Below are 14,711 nucleotides of genomic sequence, written 5' to 3' on the forward strand. Positions count from 1 at the left end.
GGGGGTTGTCAACCGCCAGGAACTGTAAGTTAGTCCGCAACTTGCGAAACGCCTCAGCAATCGCTGAGTTATCCCTATCAAACGGTATTGCTGGCTGCTTCCGCCGCTCTTTGTCAAGCGGAATGCTGCCTACGGTCCCGGCACCCGTGATGTGCTCGAGAGTCTCGCGGTCCTTTACTGTGTTGTCGAGCACATCGCGAAGGATCGCGAGGCCTACGCCGAAAAGCACGCCGATGCCGAGGCCGATCGCGATGTTGCGGGAGGTGTTCGGGATCACTGGATGGTCGGGAATTGACGCACGTTGCTCGACAACAACGCGAGAATCAGGCGTTGCACCGCTCTCCGGAGTTTCCAATTCGCGCGCCATAGCAACGAACTCGTCGGACAACGTATTCGCGATATCGCGGGCCCGAACGGCGGATTCGTCCCGCACCTCGACATTGANAGTTTCCAATTCGCGCGCCATAGCAACGAACTCGTCGGACAACGTATTCGCGATATCGCGGGCCCGAACGGCGGATTCGTCCCGCACCTCGACATTGATCAGGACTGTGTCGACTTTTGCACTCGCCTTGACCTTCTCCTGTAGCTCTTGCGCACTCATGCCAAGGCCAAGTTTGTCTATAGTGCGCTGAGCAAGGGTCTCGCCCTTGAGTAATTCGGTGTATGAGGCCACGCGTTCTTGCGAAAAGCGATTACCCTGGTATATGTCGGAGAGCGATGAACCGGACGTAGTAGACACAAAGAGTCTCGTCGACGCTTGGTAGAGCGGAGTCGTGAGCAAAGTAATGGCAACGGCGCCCAGGACTGCGACCACCAGCGTCACGCCGACTGTTATCCAGCGCGAGCGTAGCAACTTGATGAAGTCCTGGAGATTCAATGCGACCCCTTCACTGCTGGCTGGTCTGGATATGGCGCGTTGCGGGCCGGTCTCACTAGAGGGCGCAAGCCCACCTCGCCCGTCCATGAAAGTTCAGCAGGCACTTCCGGCACAGCGAGCCTTCGACCTATTTCGAGCATTGGGAAACCGATACTAGGGGAGACACGCCGTCCACCGACGGCTGAATCCGAACACGTGGAGCGCCCGCCGATGTCGGTTCCGATTTTTGGAAGCTCAGTTCCCTCGACTGTTCGTACGTTAGGAGGATTTGCACCTCCAAGCTTGGCTGACCGCGTTCCATTCGTTCGATGACAGGCATCCGTTCGCCGTTGATGAGTGCACTCACCAACGATGCGCTTGTCGTCCCGAGAAGACGAACTGACGTCGCCTTCGTGCCGCTCAGCATCTCGAACGGAACATCGCCGAAAAGACCCTCGGTACTTGTGGCGTACTCCGACAACCCCGCATTTGGACATACTGCGTCCTTCAAAGGAACGATGATCGTCACTTCCGCTTTCCTAGAAGGCCCCCGTACGTGCGTGCGTCTTAGGCTTACCTCCGACATTCAGGCACCATCACCTTCGGTACCACCGTGTCGACCAGAGGCTGTGTAGGCACCCGGGGTGCGCCGGGGACGGTTGGCTCGGACAGTTGAAAGCTGATGTCGGCAGATTGACCGGGTGGAATGATGACCTGAACCTCGAAGACCGGATGGCCGCGTTCGGTGTTCAAGATTGCCGGCACCCGCTCACCATTGAGGATCGCGGCGGACAGTTCCGCATCCTTCGTTGCGAAGAGACGTACAGACGCGATGTTGGTCCCCCTCGGAACCTCAATGAGTAACTCGGGCGACAGACCCGCCGCCGCCGCCACGTAATCGGGCAACGGCTCATTGGGCACTGTGTTGGTCAGCTTAACGTTGACAGTCGAAGCCCTTGTTTCATCCTTGCAGTCATCTGCGGCGTACTCGATTTCCGTCTTCAGATAGTAATCAAGTTTGTTCCCGCCGAGATTGTTGATCACCACCGCAGCGTACGGAGCCGGGCCATCGGGGATCACGTGCGCAAGGGAAGTCAGTTCGAGGAGCTTCTGGTCTTCCGGCACGGCACTCCAGATGGCGATGCGACGTTCACTGAGCGCCTTGCCGAGCGCATCGAGTAGTTGCCGAGGTGACTTCACCGTTCCAGTGATCTTCGTGACCACGGCGTTGGCGATGTCCTGCAGGTACTGCTTGCGCGCAACCTGATCCGTCGGGAATCGAGCATAGGCGGTCGATTCCGTCAGTTTGACGACATTGTCTTTGGATACGATCTCACCATCCGGCATGGTTATCGGCCCGACGGCTCCCAGGATGTAGCTCAGCGCGACCGGGTCGATGGCGATCACTCCGTCCACGTCGATTCCGGTTTGCTCAGCAAACATGGTCTTCCATATCTGCGCGGCGTACGGAAAGTGGGGACTCAAGTTGCTGTTGCGGAAGTCCGTGAACGGCTCGGCATACCCATACTGTTGGTCGAATTCGAGGCCGAGGTCAATCGGCGCGATAGCGTCAGCGAGGTCCGTGTTCGGCGCCAGGGTGTCGACGGACGGCACACCGTTGTCGAACCGGAGGACCCCGAATCCGCCGAGCAGTCCTCCGGTTCCGCGCGCTTCGGCATTGGTCTGAAAGCCCATGAAATAGGTGCGCGGCCCGTCTGCGCCCATCATCGATGGCGCCAAGCGCGCAGCCAACGCCGTATTCTCGATCACCGACGTGATGCTGGAAATCTGACCCTGAAGTTCAGTACGCGCGTCGCTCATGAGCGACACATATCGAGGGTCCGTGATCGCGCCGGCTTCACGGTTGAGGCGCGTGGCGTCGGCGGACAACTCGCTCAGCTGAGGCTCTTGGCTGCGGAGCAGGTCGACGTCCACGCGTCCATCCCGGTACAGCCGATCGGGCGAGATCGAAATGCCGACATCGGCTGCGGGCCGTAGAACATCCGACGCGAGACCGAGGACGACCTCAGTGACCTGCTGACCAGTCTTGAACGGGCTGCCGAGCCAAGGCAGTCCCGAGACGATATTCCACGCTAGGGAGTGCGTGGCGTCGCGAGCCGCCTGCGCTCGGACAAGCGCATCGTCGGCTGATCTGGACGCCGCTTCAGTATTCCCATCTAGCAGCGCGTCTTTGGCGTCCTCAGCACTGCTGCGGGCTTGCTCGAGACTGGACTTGGCTTGAAAAGCACCGACGGCGACCCAGCATCCCAACCCGAGGGCGACGAGGACCAGCAGTGAAACTCCCCAAAGGAACTCGCGGCGACGAACGAATCCCGGCAGCCATCGGCGCCCATCGTCGTCACCAGTTCGTGTGTCGTCACCGTCATCGGCGTTGGGGTCTTGATCCGATTGGCGTCGCGGGAAGAATCGCACTCGAGTTTCCTGTAAATAGTTGGAGCCTGCACGTCAGCGTAGCGACGCGCAGGCTCCAGCTCTATGAATTGATGGTTGTGTTTGTTCAGAACGCCATTGCGCCTTTAGCAGGGGCCGCCGTCTACGGTTCCGTATGGTCCGACCTGAATGCCCTTATCGCCTTTGCAGGCACTGAAAGTAAGCGCGCCCAAGGCCGCGCGACGCTCGAGGAGTGTCTGTGCCCTTGCCGCCGCCAGTTGTCCGAAGAACGTGCCCGGATTGTTGGCCGCATACACTTGGAGACTTTGCGCCCTACCCTCCAGTGAGGAGGAACGCCATCTGATGTTCGAGGCAATTATTTGGAGCGAAATAACCTGGGTGTAGAACAGGAAATCGCCCGGCGCCTCCGCGAGATCGCCCACCATCTGATGCACCGGAGCGGTCGGAACCTGTACCGCGGGAGCGGCATTCGCGGCGATCGGAGCAAAAGCTGCGGTAGCGCCCACAGCGAGAGCGGCCGCTGTCACCTGAAACTTAGTTGCGATGGCATTCATATTCATCCCCCCAGGGAAGGTTAAGCGTCCTTCAACGTTGATGGAAGCATCCCAGACGCGACAAGGGCTGTCAACCGAATCCGAAAAAAAGGAATTGCACTCGCCGGGCAGACATCAAGAGTCTCAGTTCACCCCAAACTTAATGGCGCACGGACATAGTCGTGCGCTCGCGACTGAGGTCGAAGTCGCCCACTGTAGGGAACTTAAGGAGTAGCATTGCCGGGCGCGTTTTTCACTGAGGGTGCAAGTGGGGAAAGCGGCTTGCATTCTGCGACTCCGACCGGGAAAGCGTTGACGAGGACCAAAATTGGCCGGTGGGTCCGCGCCTTGGGATCCTTCGGGAGGCTGACTCCGGTATCGACGGATTCATCCCGGCGTGCTGACGGAGTCGCCGGCGGACGACGGTGAGAACCGCCCCATGCTTTATCGTCGAAATCCTGCACACTCGCCATGTCCTCTTCGCGCTAATGCAAGACGAGTGTCGTTGGAGGACAAATAGACCAGGGCGTATACACCAGCGCACGGATGGGGCGCATTTGGTTGGGTCGCAGTTAGGCCAGTCCCAATAATGAGGTGACGCCACCGCAGACTCGGGCCGCCTTATAGCGCCTGAGTTGGCAGACCGTTCTCTTTCTGCATCAGGCAGCCGTCGCGCCGATGGAATGTGTGCCGCTTTCGCAGAAGGGAATATTCATCGAATGACGTGGAGGCATCCGAATGCCAAGCGCCTCCGTACGGACTGCATGTGCTGCAGAATGCCGACATCGACCCGCTCACCATTCGGCGTGCTCGCCTAAGCGAGCTATCGCGATATTGGCATGCGAGCCAACGTGGCCTTTGCGACCTGCGTCAGCAGGCGCCCTGCGACACCGTTCCGTACGGCCCGACGATAATGCCGACACCATCCTTGCAGGCGCTGAAGGTGAGAGCGCCCAAAGCCGTTCGGCGCGCGTCCAGACGCGCTGCCCGTGCCGCAGCCAGCTGCCCGAAGAAGGTTCCGGGATTAGCAGCCGCATACGCCTCGAGGCGAGTGGTCTTCCGCTCCAAGACACCCGAGCGGAATCTGATGTTCGAGGCAATTAGCTGAAGCGAGACGACCTTACTGAAGAACAGGAAATCACCTGGCGCCTCAGCGAAATCACCCGCCACCTGCTGCACCGGAGCGGCCGGAACCTGCACCGCGGGAGCGGCATTCGCGGCGACCGGAGCAAAGGCAGCAGCAGCCCCCACCGCCAGAGCGGCAACTGTCACCTGACACTTAGTTGCAATAGCATTCATTTGTTTCCCCCCACAGAAGGCTCGGTACCCTTCGATATTGCTTGAAGCTTTGCAGACGGTACCCGACCTGTCAACTGCAACTCACCAGGTAAGAGCACGCTTCGGGCAAACACCGAAAAACAGGTCTCAGCTGCAGGTCCACCCCGCGAGTTAGCACAGTTCAACCGCGGCCCGACGGGGTTCTCGGCATAGTATGCGACGTCCTCTCTTCGACTCAGCAAGTTTGCTGGATCCTTTTATATGGAGGTTTTATCGTGGCCTTCGGCAGTGCGGCCGGAGAAGCAACACTGGCTGAAATTGCACGGTGCACATTTCCGCCGTATCAGGAGGAACCACCGAGGTGCTGTGCTTGCTTGTCGCTACAGGCTTTTTTAAGGGACCACTAAGACCCACGCGCGACATGCCCAACCCTCGCCGATACCATCGACACCTATGACCAGCGTGACTGAGCCCGAAGCCGAGCACGAGATCGATATCCACACCACCGCCGGGAAACTGGCCGACCTGCGCAGGCGCGCCGAAGAGGCCCTGCACCCGGTCGGCGAGACCGCCGTGGAGAAGGTGCACGCCAAGGGCAAGCTGACCGCCCGCGAACGCATCCTGGCGCTTCTCGACGAGGACTCGTTCGTCGAACTCGACGCACTGGCCAAGCACCGGTCCACCAACTTCGGCCTGGACAAGAACCGGCCCACCGGCGACGGTGTGGTCACCGGCTACGGCACCATCGACGGCCGCGACGTCTGCATCTTCAGCCAGGACGCCACCGTGTTCGGCGGCTCCCTCGGCGAGGTGTACGGCGAGAAGATCGTCAAGGTTCAGGAACTGGCCATCAAGACCGGCCGCCCGCTGATCGGTATCAACGACGGCGCCGGCGCCCGCATCCAGGAGGGCGTCGTCTCGCTGGGCCTCTACAGTCGGATCTTCCGCAACAACATCCTGGCCTCCGGTGTCATCCCCCAAATCTCGCTGATCATGGGCGCCGCCGCCGGTGGGCACGTCTACTCCCCCGCGCTGACCGACTTCGTCATCATGGTCGACCAGACCAGCCAGATGTTCATCACCGGCCCCGACGTCATCAAGACCGTCACCGGCGAGGACGTCACGATGGAAGAACTCGGCGGCGCCCACACCCACATGGCCAAGTCGGGCACCGTGCACTACGTCGCCTCCGGCGAGCAGGACGCCCTCGACTACGTCCGGGACCTGCTGGGCTACCTGCCCCCCAACAACTACGCCGAGCCGCCGCGCTACCCGGCGCCGCACCCCGGCCCGATCGAGGAGAGCCTCACCGACGAGGACCTCGAGCTGGACACGCTGATCCCGGACTCGCCGAACCAGCCGTACGACATGCACGAGGTCATCACCCGTATCCTCGACGACGACGAGTTCCTCGAGGTGCAGGCGGGTTACGCGCGCAACATCATCATCGGGTTCGGCCGCGTCGACGGCCGCCCGGTCGGCATCGTCGCCAACCAGCCCACCCAGTTCGCCGGCTGCCTGGACATCGACGCCTCCGAGAAGGCCGCCCGCTTCGTGCGCACCTGCGACTGCTTCAACATCCCGATCGTCATGCTCGTCGACGTCCCGGGCTTCCTGCCCGGCACCGAGCAGGAGTACAACGGCATCATCCGCCGCGGCGCCAAGCTGCTCTACGCCTACGGCGAGGCCACGGTCGCCAAGATCACCGTCATCACCCGTAAGGCCTACGGCGGCGCCTACTGCGTCATGGGGTCCAAGGACATGGGATGCGACGTCAACGTCGCCTGGCCGACCGCTCAGATCGCTGTCATGGGTGCCTCAGGCGCGGTGGGCTTCGTCTACCGCCAGCAGCTCAAGGAGGCTGCGAAGGACGGCGAGGACGTCGATGCGCTGCGCCTGCAGCTGCAGCAGACCTACGAGGACACCCTGGTGAACCCCTACGTCGCCGCCGAACGCGGCTACGTCGACGCGGTCATCCCGCCGTCGCACACCCGCGGCTACATCGGCACCGCGTTGCGGCTGTTGGAGCGCAAGGTCGTGCAGACCCCGCCGAAGAAGCACGGCAACATCCCGCTCTGACCCCGCCACCCGGATCTGCTTCCTAGACAAGGACGTTCAGCAATGGACCACAACGCCGACATCGTCGAGGTCTCCGACCCGCGGGACATGACGATCGATGATCCGCCGCAGCCGGACCCGCATTTCCAGGTCGTCAAGGGCGAGCCGTCGGTGGAGGAGATCGCCGCGTTGGTGACCGTGCTCGCCGGCGCCGGCGGCGGCGCCGCCCCCGAACCGGGCCCGCAGGAGCTCAACCCGTGGGGCCATCCGGTGGACAAGCTGCGCTACAACGTCTCCAGCTGGCAGCGGGTCACCCTGCTGGAACGGACCCACATGCGGCGATGAGCGCCCGCGCGAAGAGGAGACAGCGCCTGATGAGCGCTCGCGCGAAGGGGATTGAGTTATGACCCGGTTCGTCTTGGGCTCGGCGTCGTCAGGCCGCCTGCGGGTGCTGCGTCAAGCCGGTATCGACCCGCTGGTTGTGGTCTCCAAGGTCGACGAGGACGCCCTGCTCGCGTCGCTCGATCCCGGACTGCCGCCGGAGGCTGTGGTGGCATCGCTCGCTAACTCCAAAGCCGTCAGTGTTGCCGCACAACTGCCGAACGACGTCGCCTCCGACTGCGTCGTGATCGGCTGCGATTCCATGCTGTACCGAGACGACAGGCTCTGGGGTAAGCCCGGCTCCGCCGAAGCCGCGCGTAAACAATGGCTGGCGATGGCGGGGACGACCGGCCACCTCCTCACCGGGCACGCGATGCTGCGCATCTCGGACGGTGTCATCACCCACGCCGACTCCGAAACGGCAAGCACCACGGTGTATTTCGGAGCACCGACCGACGACGAACTGGCCAGCTATATCGCCTGCGGGGAGCCCATCAACGTCGCGGGCGCATTCACGTTGGACGGACTCGGCGGATGGTTCATCGAACGGATCGAGGGTGACCCGTCCAATGTCATCGGCCTCAGCCTTCCCCTGGTGCACCTGATGTTGCGCAAGGCGGGATTGTTCATTGGCGATCTCTGGTAATAGACGACCGTTAGCAGGGCCTGACTATCATCTGCGGCGTAGTCAAGTGCGACTTCACATAACATATTTGTCACGTCTATATGAAGCCCGGCTGGCTACGGTGGTGATCAATCACCTCGGTTGGACGAGGACGACATCGCTAACCTGCTGGCCAGTCGGAAATGCCTGCCCGACTTCATCTGTCCCTCCGATGTGCCAATGAGGGGCGCGGCGTCGCGCGCCGCAACAGGCCGGAAGCCAAGAGAACCTGCGATATTTCGGGCCCCAAAGAGGCCCGATACAGGGGTTTGACGAACAATAGCCAACCGTAGGACGCCCCTACTGGGGACCGGTCCGGGCTATACGCAAGCGGTTTGATTGAATCGCTTCGCGTAAAAAGTGACCTTCATGGTCTTCTTTGAAATCTGCGCACCTGCGCTCGGATTCTGCGCGCAGACTTCCCAGTTGGTTAGGTTAAGAACATCCTGGCCGTTGACCTTATCCAGCAAGTCGAATTTCAAGTCGACCGGACCAGTTACGTCGTACACAGCATCTATCGCCTGCTGCAGCACCATGTTGCGTACGTTCGGCATCTCCCATTCCGAACTGGTCTCTGCTCCCGCCTGACCCGCGAACCCAATCGTCGCAGCGAGAACCGCAACCGTCATCGCAATGATTTGCCTGCGCACCGCACAACCCCCTCGAAGTCAGTCCCAACCCCTGTCGAACAGTAGTCGATTCGCCGTAGTGTTTCTGTAACGAAACGGTCTCGCCGCGTTAGCTCGAGGGATTCGGGAGGAAACCGGTTAGCTTACTCCCAGGTCAGGCGTCTTGCGTCCCCGGAATACAATTCGGTGATCCGGACACCGGCCGACCGGGCGCCGCGTCAGGCGCAGGTGTCGTCATGAGGTCGCTGCACTGCGAGGGTGACCTTCTTGGTCTCCTGCGAGATCGGCGCGCCCTTCTTCGGGGACTGTCCGCACACCACCCAGTCCTCCTGGTTGATCACGGGTTGGTCACCCTTGGCGACAGTTCCGATGTTCAATTCCACGGGCGCGGTGACCTTCTCCACGGTGAGGATCGCGTGCTTGAGCACCATCCCGTCGACATCCGGCATCACCCAGGAAGTGTCGTTGGAACCCGAGGAATACACCTTGCCGTCCCGCGCCGCCGCTGCCGGCGCCGCAACCCCGATCACACCCACAGCCAGGGCGCACGTTGTCGCCACTGTCGCCATGATGCGCTGCTTCATCGTCAATCCTCTCCATGTTCACCTGAAAACCCTTGCGACAGTGGCTAATTCCCACGTTGGATTCAGCAGCGCCCGGTTGCGTGCACTTCCCTGGCCAACGATAAGGGCCACGACGCCCGGGCGTCGGAGTCGCCAGCGAATCAGCAGGAACGACGCAGGAATCACGCAGCATGAGTTCCGCCGCCGATGCGCGTGACCTGAGACACATCGCCGTTGCCAAGATGCGCGAGTGTGGGTATTCAGCGAAAATCTGATGTATCGGGATACTCAGCCGGGGGGCACAAAAGTGACTACTGTGCTTGATCGATATCGTGAGTCGTCGCGGCGACGCCGCGCTCGTGCAGAACGAGCAAACTACCGCCTCGATGTTCAAGGTTTGCGTGCACTGGCGGTTCTCGCCGTGTTCGCCGCGCATCTGTGGGGGTGACCCGCGGGCGGTTTCGTCGGCGTCGACGTCTTCTTCGTGATTGCCGGCTTCTTCGTCACCGACGGTCTGCTGCGAACCGCCGGGGAAACCGGCACGCTGTCGTTCACGAAATTCTACTTCGATCGACTGCGCCGCATCGTCCCCGCAGCGGCCCTCGTCCTGGCCCTGACCTGTGCCGCGTCGATCTACGTCCTGCCACCGCCGGGAGCCCGGGACGTCGGCGTGGACGCGCTGTTCGCCCTCGCCTTCCTGGCGAACTGGCACTTCGCTGCCCAGGGCGCGTACTCCGCCACAGCGACCGAACTGGTGTCTCCCCTGCAGCACTACTGGCCGCTGTCGATCGAGGAGCAGTTCTATTTCGTCTGGCCCGCACTGATTTTCGTGATCAGCCTGATCGCCGTGCGCTGGGCGTGGAGCCATGCCCGCTGGCTGCTGGTCACCGGCGCCGTCATGGGCGTCGTCGTCGCCGCATCCCTGGGCTTCGCCGTCTACGAGACCGCATCGTCACCGGCGTGGGCGTTCTTCAACACGTTCTCCCGCGTCTGGGAGTTGGGGGTGGGTGCCCTGCTGGCGACCGCGACCGGAGCGCTCTCCCGCATCCCGGTGCTGCTGAAGCCGGTGCTGTCGTGGGCGGGAGTCGGACTCATCGGCGCGAGCATGTTCCTGATCGACGCGGAGACCGCGGGCTTCCCGGCGCCGTGGGCGCTGCTGCCGGTGGCGGGCGCCGCCCTGGTGATCGCCGCCGGTGTTGGCGGTGAGCCGATCCTGCAGGGCCTGCTGCGCAACCGGGCCTGCACCTATCTCGGGGACATCTCCTATTCGCTGTACCTGGTGCACTGGCCGGTGGTCGTCCTGCTCGCGACGATGATGGCCACCAGCGCGTACTACTACGCCACCGTGTTGGCGCTCGCGTTCGGGTTGGCGCTCGCGATCTATCACCTGGTCGAGAACCCGCTGCGGTACGCGGGCCGGCAGCGGGCCCGCGAAATCCGGGACGAGATCAAGCACGGCCTCTACCAACCCGAGCGGGCGACCAAGGTCGCCGTGGTCGCCGCGCTGGCGCTGCTGGCCGTCAGCCTGATCACCTACGCGATGCGGCCCGACGCCTACGAGCGGGGCGCCCCCCGACCGCCCGCCGCGGTCGTTCAGGCGCGCTGAAAGCTCAGCGTCTCCCCGCGCACCCCACCCATCCACAGGTCCTGGCAGGCCGCGGCCATCTCCTCGAGGCCCTCGGTGATGGCACCGAAGACGTTCCCGGGAATCCAGCCCTGGTCACCGTTGATCAGCAGATTGTTGCGCCCGTAGAACAACGCGAGATCCACGATCGCGCCCGTTGTGCCTGTGCCGGTGGTGTTCTCATACCCGTACGCGGGGTTGCCCAGGTCGTCGGAGTCGAACGAGAACCAGCACAGGTCGCCGGGGATCGGGGTGACCGTGGTGTTCTCCTTACCCGGGTCGGCACCGGTGAACGCGGGCAGCAGTGTGTAGATCTCGTTGCGGGCGTACTTGCCATGAAAAACTTGTGCGGAGACCTGTCCTCCAGCCAGCGCATCCCACACCGCGGCACACGTGCGGGGCGCCTGCTCGTCGAGCAGGCGGGCCGTGCACGTCACGCCGCGCTTGTCCAACGAGACGGTGATCCAACGACTCACAGTTCCTCCAGTTTCGGTGTGCGTCGATGCCACTCGGTGGCCGACTGATAGGCCTGCCCCACCCGCAGCACCAGCGCGTCGGCGTGCCGGGGGCCGACGATCTGCAGGCCGACCGGCAGGCCGGCGGCGGTGAAGCCGCACGGCACGCTCAGCGCGGGCTGCTGGGTCAGGTTGAACGGGTAGGTGTAGGGCGTCCAACTCGTCCAGTCCGGCGAGGCCGATCCGTCCGGGACGTCCCGGCCGACGCCGAACGCGGGCAGCGGCAGCGTCGGGGTCACCAGCACGTCGTAGCGCTGGTGGAACCGACCCATCAACTGCCCCAACTGCATTCGGACCGCGGTGGCGTCCAGGTAGTCCGACGCCGAGAACGCCGTGCCGGTCTGCGCGGTGCGCAGCAGCCCCGCGTCGGCGCGGCCCGCCAACGTCGCCAGGTCGGCAGTGCCATCCAGATAGCCTTCCAGCACCTTGGCCTCCCCGGAGAACCACAGCACGTGGAACGCCTCCACCGGGTCGGGGAAACCCGGGTCGACCTCGTCGACCACCGCCCCCGCGTCGTCCAGCACCGCCACGGCGGCGCGCACCGCGGCGTCGACATCCGGGTCGTTGCGGACGAAGCCCAGGTTCGGCGAGTACGCGATCCGCAGGCCGGCCACCCCGTCGTCGAGGCCGTCGAGGAACGACCCGGGCGGCGTCGGCAGCGCCGACCAGTCGCGCGCGTCGAACCCGGTGATCACGTCCAGCAGCGCCGCGGTGTCGCGCACGGTCCGCGTCATCGGACCGACGTGCGCCAGCGTCCCGAACGGGCTCGGCGGGTAGTGCGGGACCAGACCGTAGGTCGGCTTGAGCGCGACGGTGCCGGTGAAGGCCGCCGGAATGCGCACGGAGCCACCGCCGTCCGTGCCGACCGACCACGCGCCCATGCCCAGCCCGACCGCCGCCGCGCTGCCCCCGCTGGACCCGCCCGCCGTCATGCCCGGATGCCACGGGTTGCCGGTCGCCCCGTACCGCAGCGAGTCGGTGACGCCCTTCCACGCGTACTCCGGCGTCGTCGTCTTGCCCAGGAACACCGCGCCGGTCTCCCGCAACCGCGCCACGCACGGCGCGTCCTCGTCCCACGGACCCGCTGCGTCGATCAGCGCGCTGCCGCGCAGCGTCGGCCAGCCGCGGGTCCACAGCACGTCCTTGATCGACGTCGGCACCCCGTCGCCGGGCCCGAGCGGCTCCCCGGCGTGCCAGCGGGCCTCCGATTCCCTGGCCGCCGCGAGCGCCCCCTCGGCGTCCACCAGCACGAAGGCGTTGACCGCCGGGTCGTGGCGCTCGATCGCGTCCAGCGCGGCCCGGGTGGCCTCCACCGGGGAGATGCTCCGATCACGGTAGCCCGCAACGAGTTCGGTGGCCTCCATCATCACGGCGCCGCACCCGGCACGTAGCCCAGCGCCTTGTCCACGACGTTGTGCAGCGGTTCGCCGGCCAGCCAGCGCCGCGCGTTGGCCGCGAACTGGGCGGCCAACACGTCACGCCAGCCGACGACGTCGGCCGACATGTGCGCGGTGATCGTCACGTTGGGCGCGTCCCACAGCGGGTGGTCGGCGGGCAGCGGTTCGGTGTCGAACACGTCGAGCGTCGCTCCCCCGATCTCGCCTTCGGTCAGCGCCGCCAGCAGTGCGGCCTCGTCGACCATCGGGCCGCGGGCGATGTTCACCAGATGCGCGTCGGGCTTCATCGCGGCCAACACTGCCGCATCGACCAGGCCGCGCGTCGCCGGGGTCAGCGGGGCGGCCAGGATCAGATGGTCACACCACCCGGCATGCGCGGAAAGGGTTGCGCTGTCGATGATCTCACCGAAGTCGGGATCCTCGGCGACGGCCCGCCGTCCCGCCCCGCGGACCACCATCCCGGCCGCGCGCAGCAGCCTGGCGGTCTCGCGGCCGATGCCGCCGGTGCCCACCACCAACGCGGTGGCGCCGGTGATGGCGCGCGTCTCGCGGTGCCGCCACTCGTGGCGGCGCTGCAGGTCGAAGCTGGTGCGGCTGTCCTTGGCGTGGGCCAGCACGGCGCCGAGCACGTACTCGGCCAGCGGCCGGTCGAACACCCCGCGCGCGTTGGTCACCACGACCTCGGAGGCCCGAAGGTCGTCGAACAGCAGGGTGTCCACCCCTGCGGCGGTGATGTGAATCCACTCCAGGTCCGTCGCCCGGTCCCACACATCGGCCACGGCGCTGGAGAAGAAGTCCCACAGCAGCAACGCCCGCGCTCCGCGGACCGCCTCGGCCAGCCCGTCGGCGGTGCAGAACCGCAGCTCAGCGTCCAGATCCTCGAGCCCCGGTGGCCGGTCCTCCGCCATGGCGCACAGCACCGCGACAACCGGTCTCGTTCGAGGCACGGGGTCGAGGCTAGGAATCGAACCGTCTGATTGTCAACAATCGGACTTGCGGGCGGGTCGCATCGGCCCCACACTGTGAAAATGAAGCCGTCGCCACCCCTACTGCAGGCCGGAATCGGGGTCGTCGTACCCTACGATTTCGCGCTTGACCGGGAGTTATGGCGATGGCTGCCCGACGACGTCAGCCTGCACCTCACCCGGATGCCCTACGCCCCGATGGCGGCGACCATGGAGATGGCGATGCACATCTCCGACCCGGAGACCGCCGCCCACTGCGTAGCCGACATCTCCGCAGTATCGCCGCTGGTCACCGCCTACGCCTGCACGTCGGGCAGCTTCGTCGGCGGCCCGGCAGGCGAACAGGCCCTGGTGGCCTCCATGCTCGCGGCAGGCGCACCCGCAGCGCTGACCACCAGCGGCGCCCTGCTCGACGCGCTGCGCCACATGGGCATCCGCCGGCTCGCCATCGCCACCCCGTACACCGCGGACCTGACGGTGGGACTGACCGCCTACCTCGGCGAGGCCGGGATCGAGGTCACCGCCGCCGCCGGCCTCGGGCTGATCTCCGACATCTGGACGGTGCCCCACGACGTCACCGCCCAACTGGTGCGCCACACCGACAACGACCAGGCAGAAGCCGTGTTCATCAGCTGCACCAACATGCCCACCTACGACGTGATCGCCCCGCTCGAAGGCGAACTGCGCAAGCCCGTGCTGACCGCCAACCAGGTCACCATGTGGCTGGCGCTGGGCCTGATCGGCCGCAAGGCCGTCGGCCCCGGCCAGCAGCTGATGGAGCGCTGAGCACCGACGCCGAACCCCTGCCGCTAACATTGTTGACAATCCACTCA

General features: G+C 64.5%; 13 protein-coding genes and 1 pseudogene. 5 read left to right on the forward strand and 9 right to left on the reverse strand.

The features are described from left to right. The 4 genes from H7I57_RS01050 to H7I57_RS01065 form a co-directional block, all read right to left on the reverse strand. Positions 1-880 (reverse strand): YveK family protein (locus H7I57_RS01050; protein ID WP_264021382.1); only part of this gene is annotated, 880 nt, incomplete at its 3' end. Positions 881-1,432: 552 nt separating this feature from the next. Further along, complete coding sequence (locus tag H7I57_RS01055; protein WP_372510081.1) at positions 1,433-3,292, reverse strand: DUF4012 domain-containing protein; 1,860 nt, start codon at positions 3,290-3,292, stop codon at positions 1,433-1,435. A gap of 104 nt (positions 3,293-3,396) precedes the next feature. Next, positions 3,397-3,831 carry a hypothetical protein gene (locus H7I57_RS01060; protein WP_264021383.1) on the reverse strand — a complete coding sequence of 145 codons (435 nt, stop codon included), beginning with the start codon at positions 3,829-3,831 and terminating at the stop codon, positions 3,397-3,399. An 843-nt stretch (positions 3,832-4,674) separates the two neighbouring features. Continuing rightward, positions 4,675-5,103, reverse strand: a complete 429-nt coding sequence (locus H7I57_RS01065) for a hypothetical protein (RefSeq protein WP_264021384.1) — start codon at positions 5,101-5,103, stop codon at positions 4,675-4,677. Between the two features lie 432 nt (positions 5,104-5,535). Between H7I57_RS01065 and H7I57_RS01070 the strand changes: the two genes are divergently transcribed. Genes H7I57_RS01070 through H7I57_RS01080 form a run of 3 tightly spaced genes read left to right on the forward strand, consistent with a single transcriptional unit; the run spans position 5,536 to position 8,167 of the window. Continuing rightward, positions 5,536-7,161 (forward strand): acyl-CoA carboxylase subunit beta, encoded by a 1,626-nt coding sequence (locus H7I57_RS01070; protein WP_264021386.1) that lies wholly within the window; start codon positions 5,536-5,538, stop codon positions 7,159-7,161. Positions 7,162-7,203: 42 nt separating this feature from the next. Next, positions 7,204-7,485 (forward strand): acyl-CoA carboxylase subunit epsilon, encoded by a 282-nt coding sequence (locus H7I57_RS01075; protein ID WP_264021387.1) that lies wholly within the window; start codon positions 7,204-7,206, stop codon positions 7,483-7,485. Positions 7,486-7,543: 58 nt separating this feature from the next. Then, positions 7,544-8,167, forward strand: coding sequence for a Maf family protein (locus H7I57_RS01080; RefSeq protein ID WP_264021388.1), 624 nt, complete (start codon positions 7,544-7,546; stop codon positions 8,165-8,167). A gap of 338 nt (positions 8,168-8,505) precedes the next feature. Here H7I57_RS01080 and H7I57_RS01085 read toward each other — a convergent pair whose 3' ends face one another. After that, on the reverse strand, positions 8,506-8,835 hold the full coding sequence (locus H7I57_RS01085) for a PASTA domain-containing protein (RefSeq protein ID WP_264021389.1): 330 nt from the start codon (positions 8,833-8,835) through the stop codon (positions 8,506-8,508). 197 nt (positions 8,836-9,032) lie between these two features. Beyond that, entirely contained in the window at positions 9,033-9,398 is a 366-nt protein-coding gene (locus tag H7I57_RS01090; RefSeq protein WP_264021390.1) for a PASTA domain-containing protein, read from the reverse strand. A gap of 448 nt (positions 9,399-9,846) precedes the next feature. Here H7I57_RS01090 and H7I57_RS01095 point away from each other — a divergent pair. Beyond that, positions 9,847-10,983, forward strand: a pseudogene (locus H7I57_RS01095) (acyltransferase family protein); the annotation flags it as partial. Here the strand turns inward: H7I57_RS01095 and H7I57_RS01100 are convergent. From H7I57_RS01100 to H7I57_RS01110, 3 genes are read right to left on the reverse strand one after another with little or no spacing between them, the layout of a single operon-like run. Continuing rightward, the gene (locus H7I57_RS01100) at positions 10,971-11,477 is read right to left on the reverse strand and encodes a DUF3830 family protein (RefSeq protein ID WP_264021391.1); all 507 of its coding nucleotides are present in this window, start codon (positions 11,475-11,477) and stop codon (positions 10,971-10,973) included. The pseudogene H7I57_RS01095 and the gene H7I57_RS01100 sit on opposite strands and share 13 nt — an antisense overlap. Continuing rightward, the gene (locus H7I57_RS01105) at positions 11,474-12,883 is read right to left on the reverse strand and encodes an amidase (protein ID WP_264021444.1); all 1,410 of its coding nucleotides are present in this window, start codon (positions 12,881-12,883) and stop codon (positions 11,474-11,476) included. Before H7I57_RS01105 ends, H7I57_RS01100 begins: the two co-directional genes overlap by 4 nt. Continuing rightward, complete coding sequence (locus H7I57_RS01110; RefSeq protein WP_264021445.1) at positions 12,883-13,821, reverse strand: D-2-hydroxyacid dehydrogenase; 939 nt, start codon at positions 13,819-13,821, stop codon at positions 12,883-12,885. Before H7I57_RS01110 ends, H7I57_RS01105 begins: the two co-directional genes overlap by 1 nt. A 120-nt stretch (positions 13,822-13,941) precedes the next feature. On the opposite strand from H7I57_RS01110, the gene H7I57_RS01115 reads away from it, so the two are divergent. Continuing rightward, positions 13,942-14,664 (forward strand): maleate cis-trans isomerase family protein, encoded by a 723-nt coding sequence (locus H7I57_RS01115; protein ID WP_264021392.1) that lies wholly within the window; start codon positions 13,942-13,944, stop codon positions 14,662-14,664. Positions 14,665-14,711 lie beyond the last annotated feature (47 nt).

This window comes from Mycolicibacterium pyrenivorans (assembly GCF_025821625.1).
Classification (GTDB): domain Bacteria; phylum Actinomycetota; class Actinomycetes; order Mycobacteriales; family Mycobacteriaceae; genus Mycobacterium; species Mycobacterium pyrenivorans.

Coding starts and splice junctions, on each gene's coding strand:
- H7I57_RS01080 (WP_264021388.1), top strand. CDS start 7,544: ATGACCCGGTTCGTCTTGGGCTCGGCGTCGTCAGGCCGCCTGCGGGTG.
- H7I57_RS01110 (WP_264021445.1), bottom strand. CDS start 13,821: ATGGCGGAGGACCGGCCACCGGGGCTCGAGGATCTGGACGCTGAGCTG.
- H7I57_RS01070 (WP_264021386.1), top strand. CDS start 5,536: ATGACCAGCGTGACTGAGCCCGAAGCCGAGCACGAGATCGATATCCAC.
- H7I57_RS01060 (WP_264021383.1), bottom strand. CDS start 3,831: ATGAATATGAATGCCATCGCAACTAAGTTTCAGGTGACAGCGGCCGCT.
- H7I57_RS01105 (WP_264021444.1), bottom strand. CDS start 12,883: ATGATGGAGGCCACCGAACTCGTTGCGGGCTACCGTGATCGGAGCATC.
- H7I57_RS01075 (WP_264021387.1), top strand. CDS start 7,204: ATGGACCACAACGCCGACATCGTCGAGGTCTCCGACCCGCGGGACATG.
- H7I57_RS01065 (WP_264021384.1), bottom strand. CDS start 5,103: ATGAATGCTATTGCAACTAAGTGTCAGGTGACAGTTGCCGCTCTGGCG.
- H7I57_RS01115 (WP_264021392.1), top strand. CDS start 13,942: ATGAAGCCGTCGCCACCCCTACTGCAGGCCGGAATCGGGGTCGTCGTA.
- H7I57_RS01090 (WP_264021390.1), bottom strand. CDS start 9,398: ATGAAGCAGCGCATCATGGCGACAGTGGCGACAACGTGCGCCCTGGCT.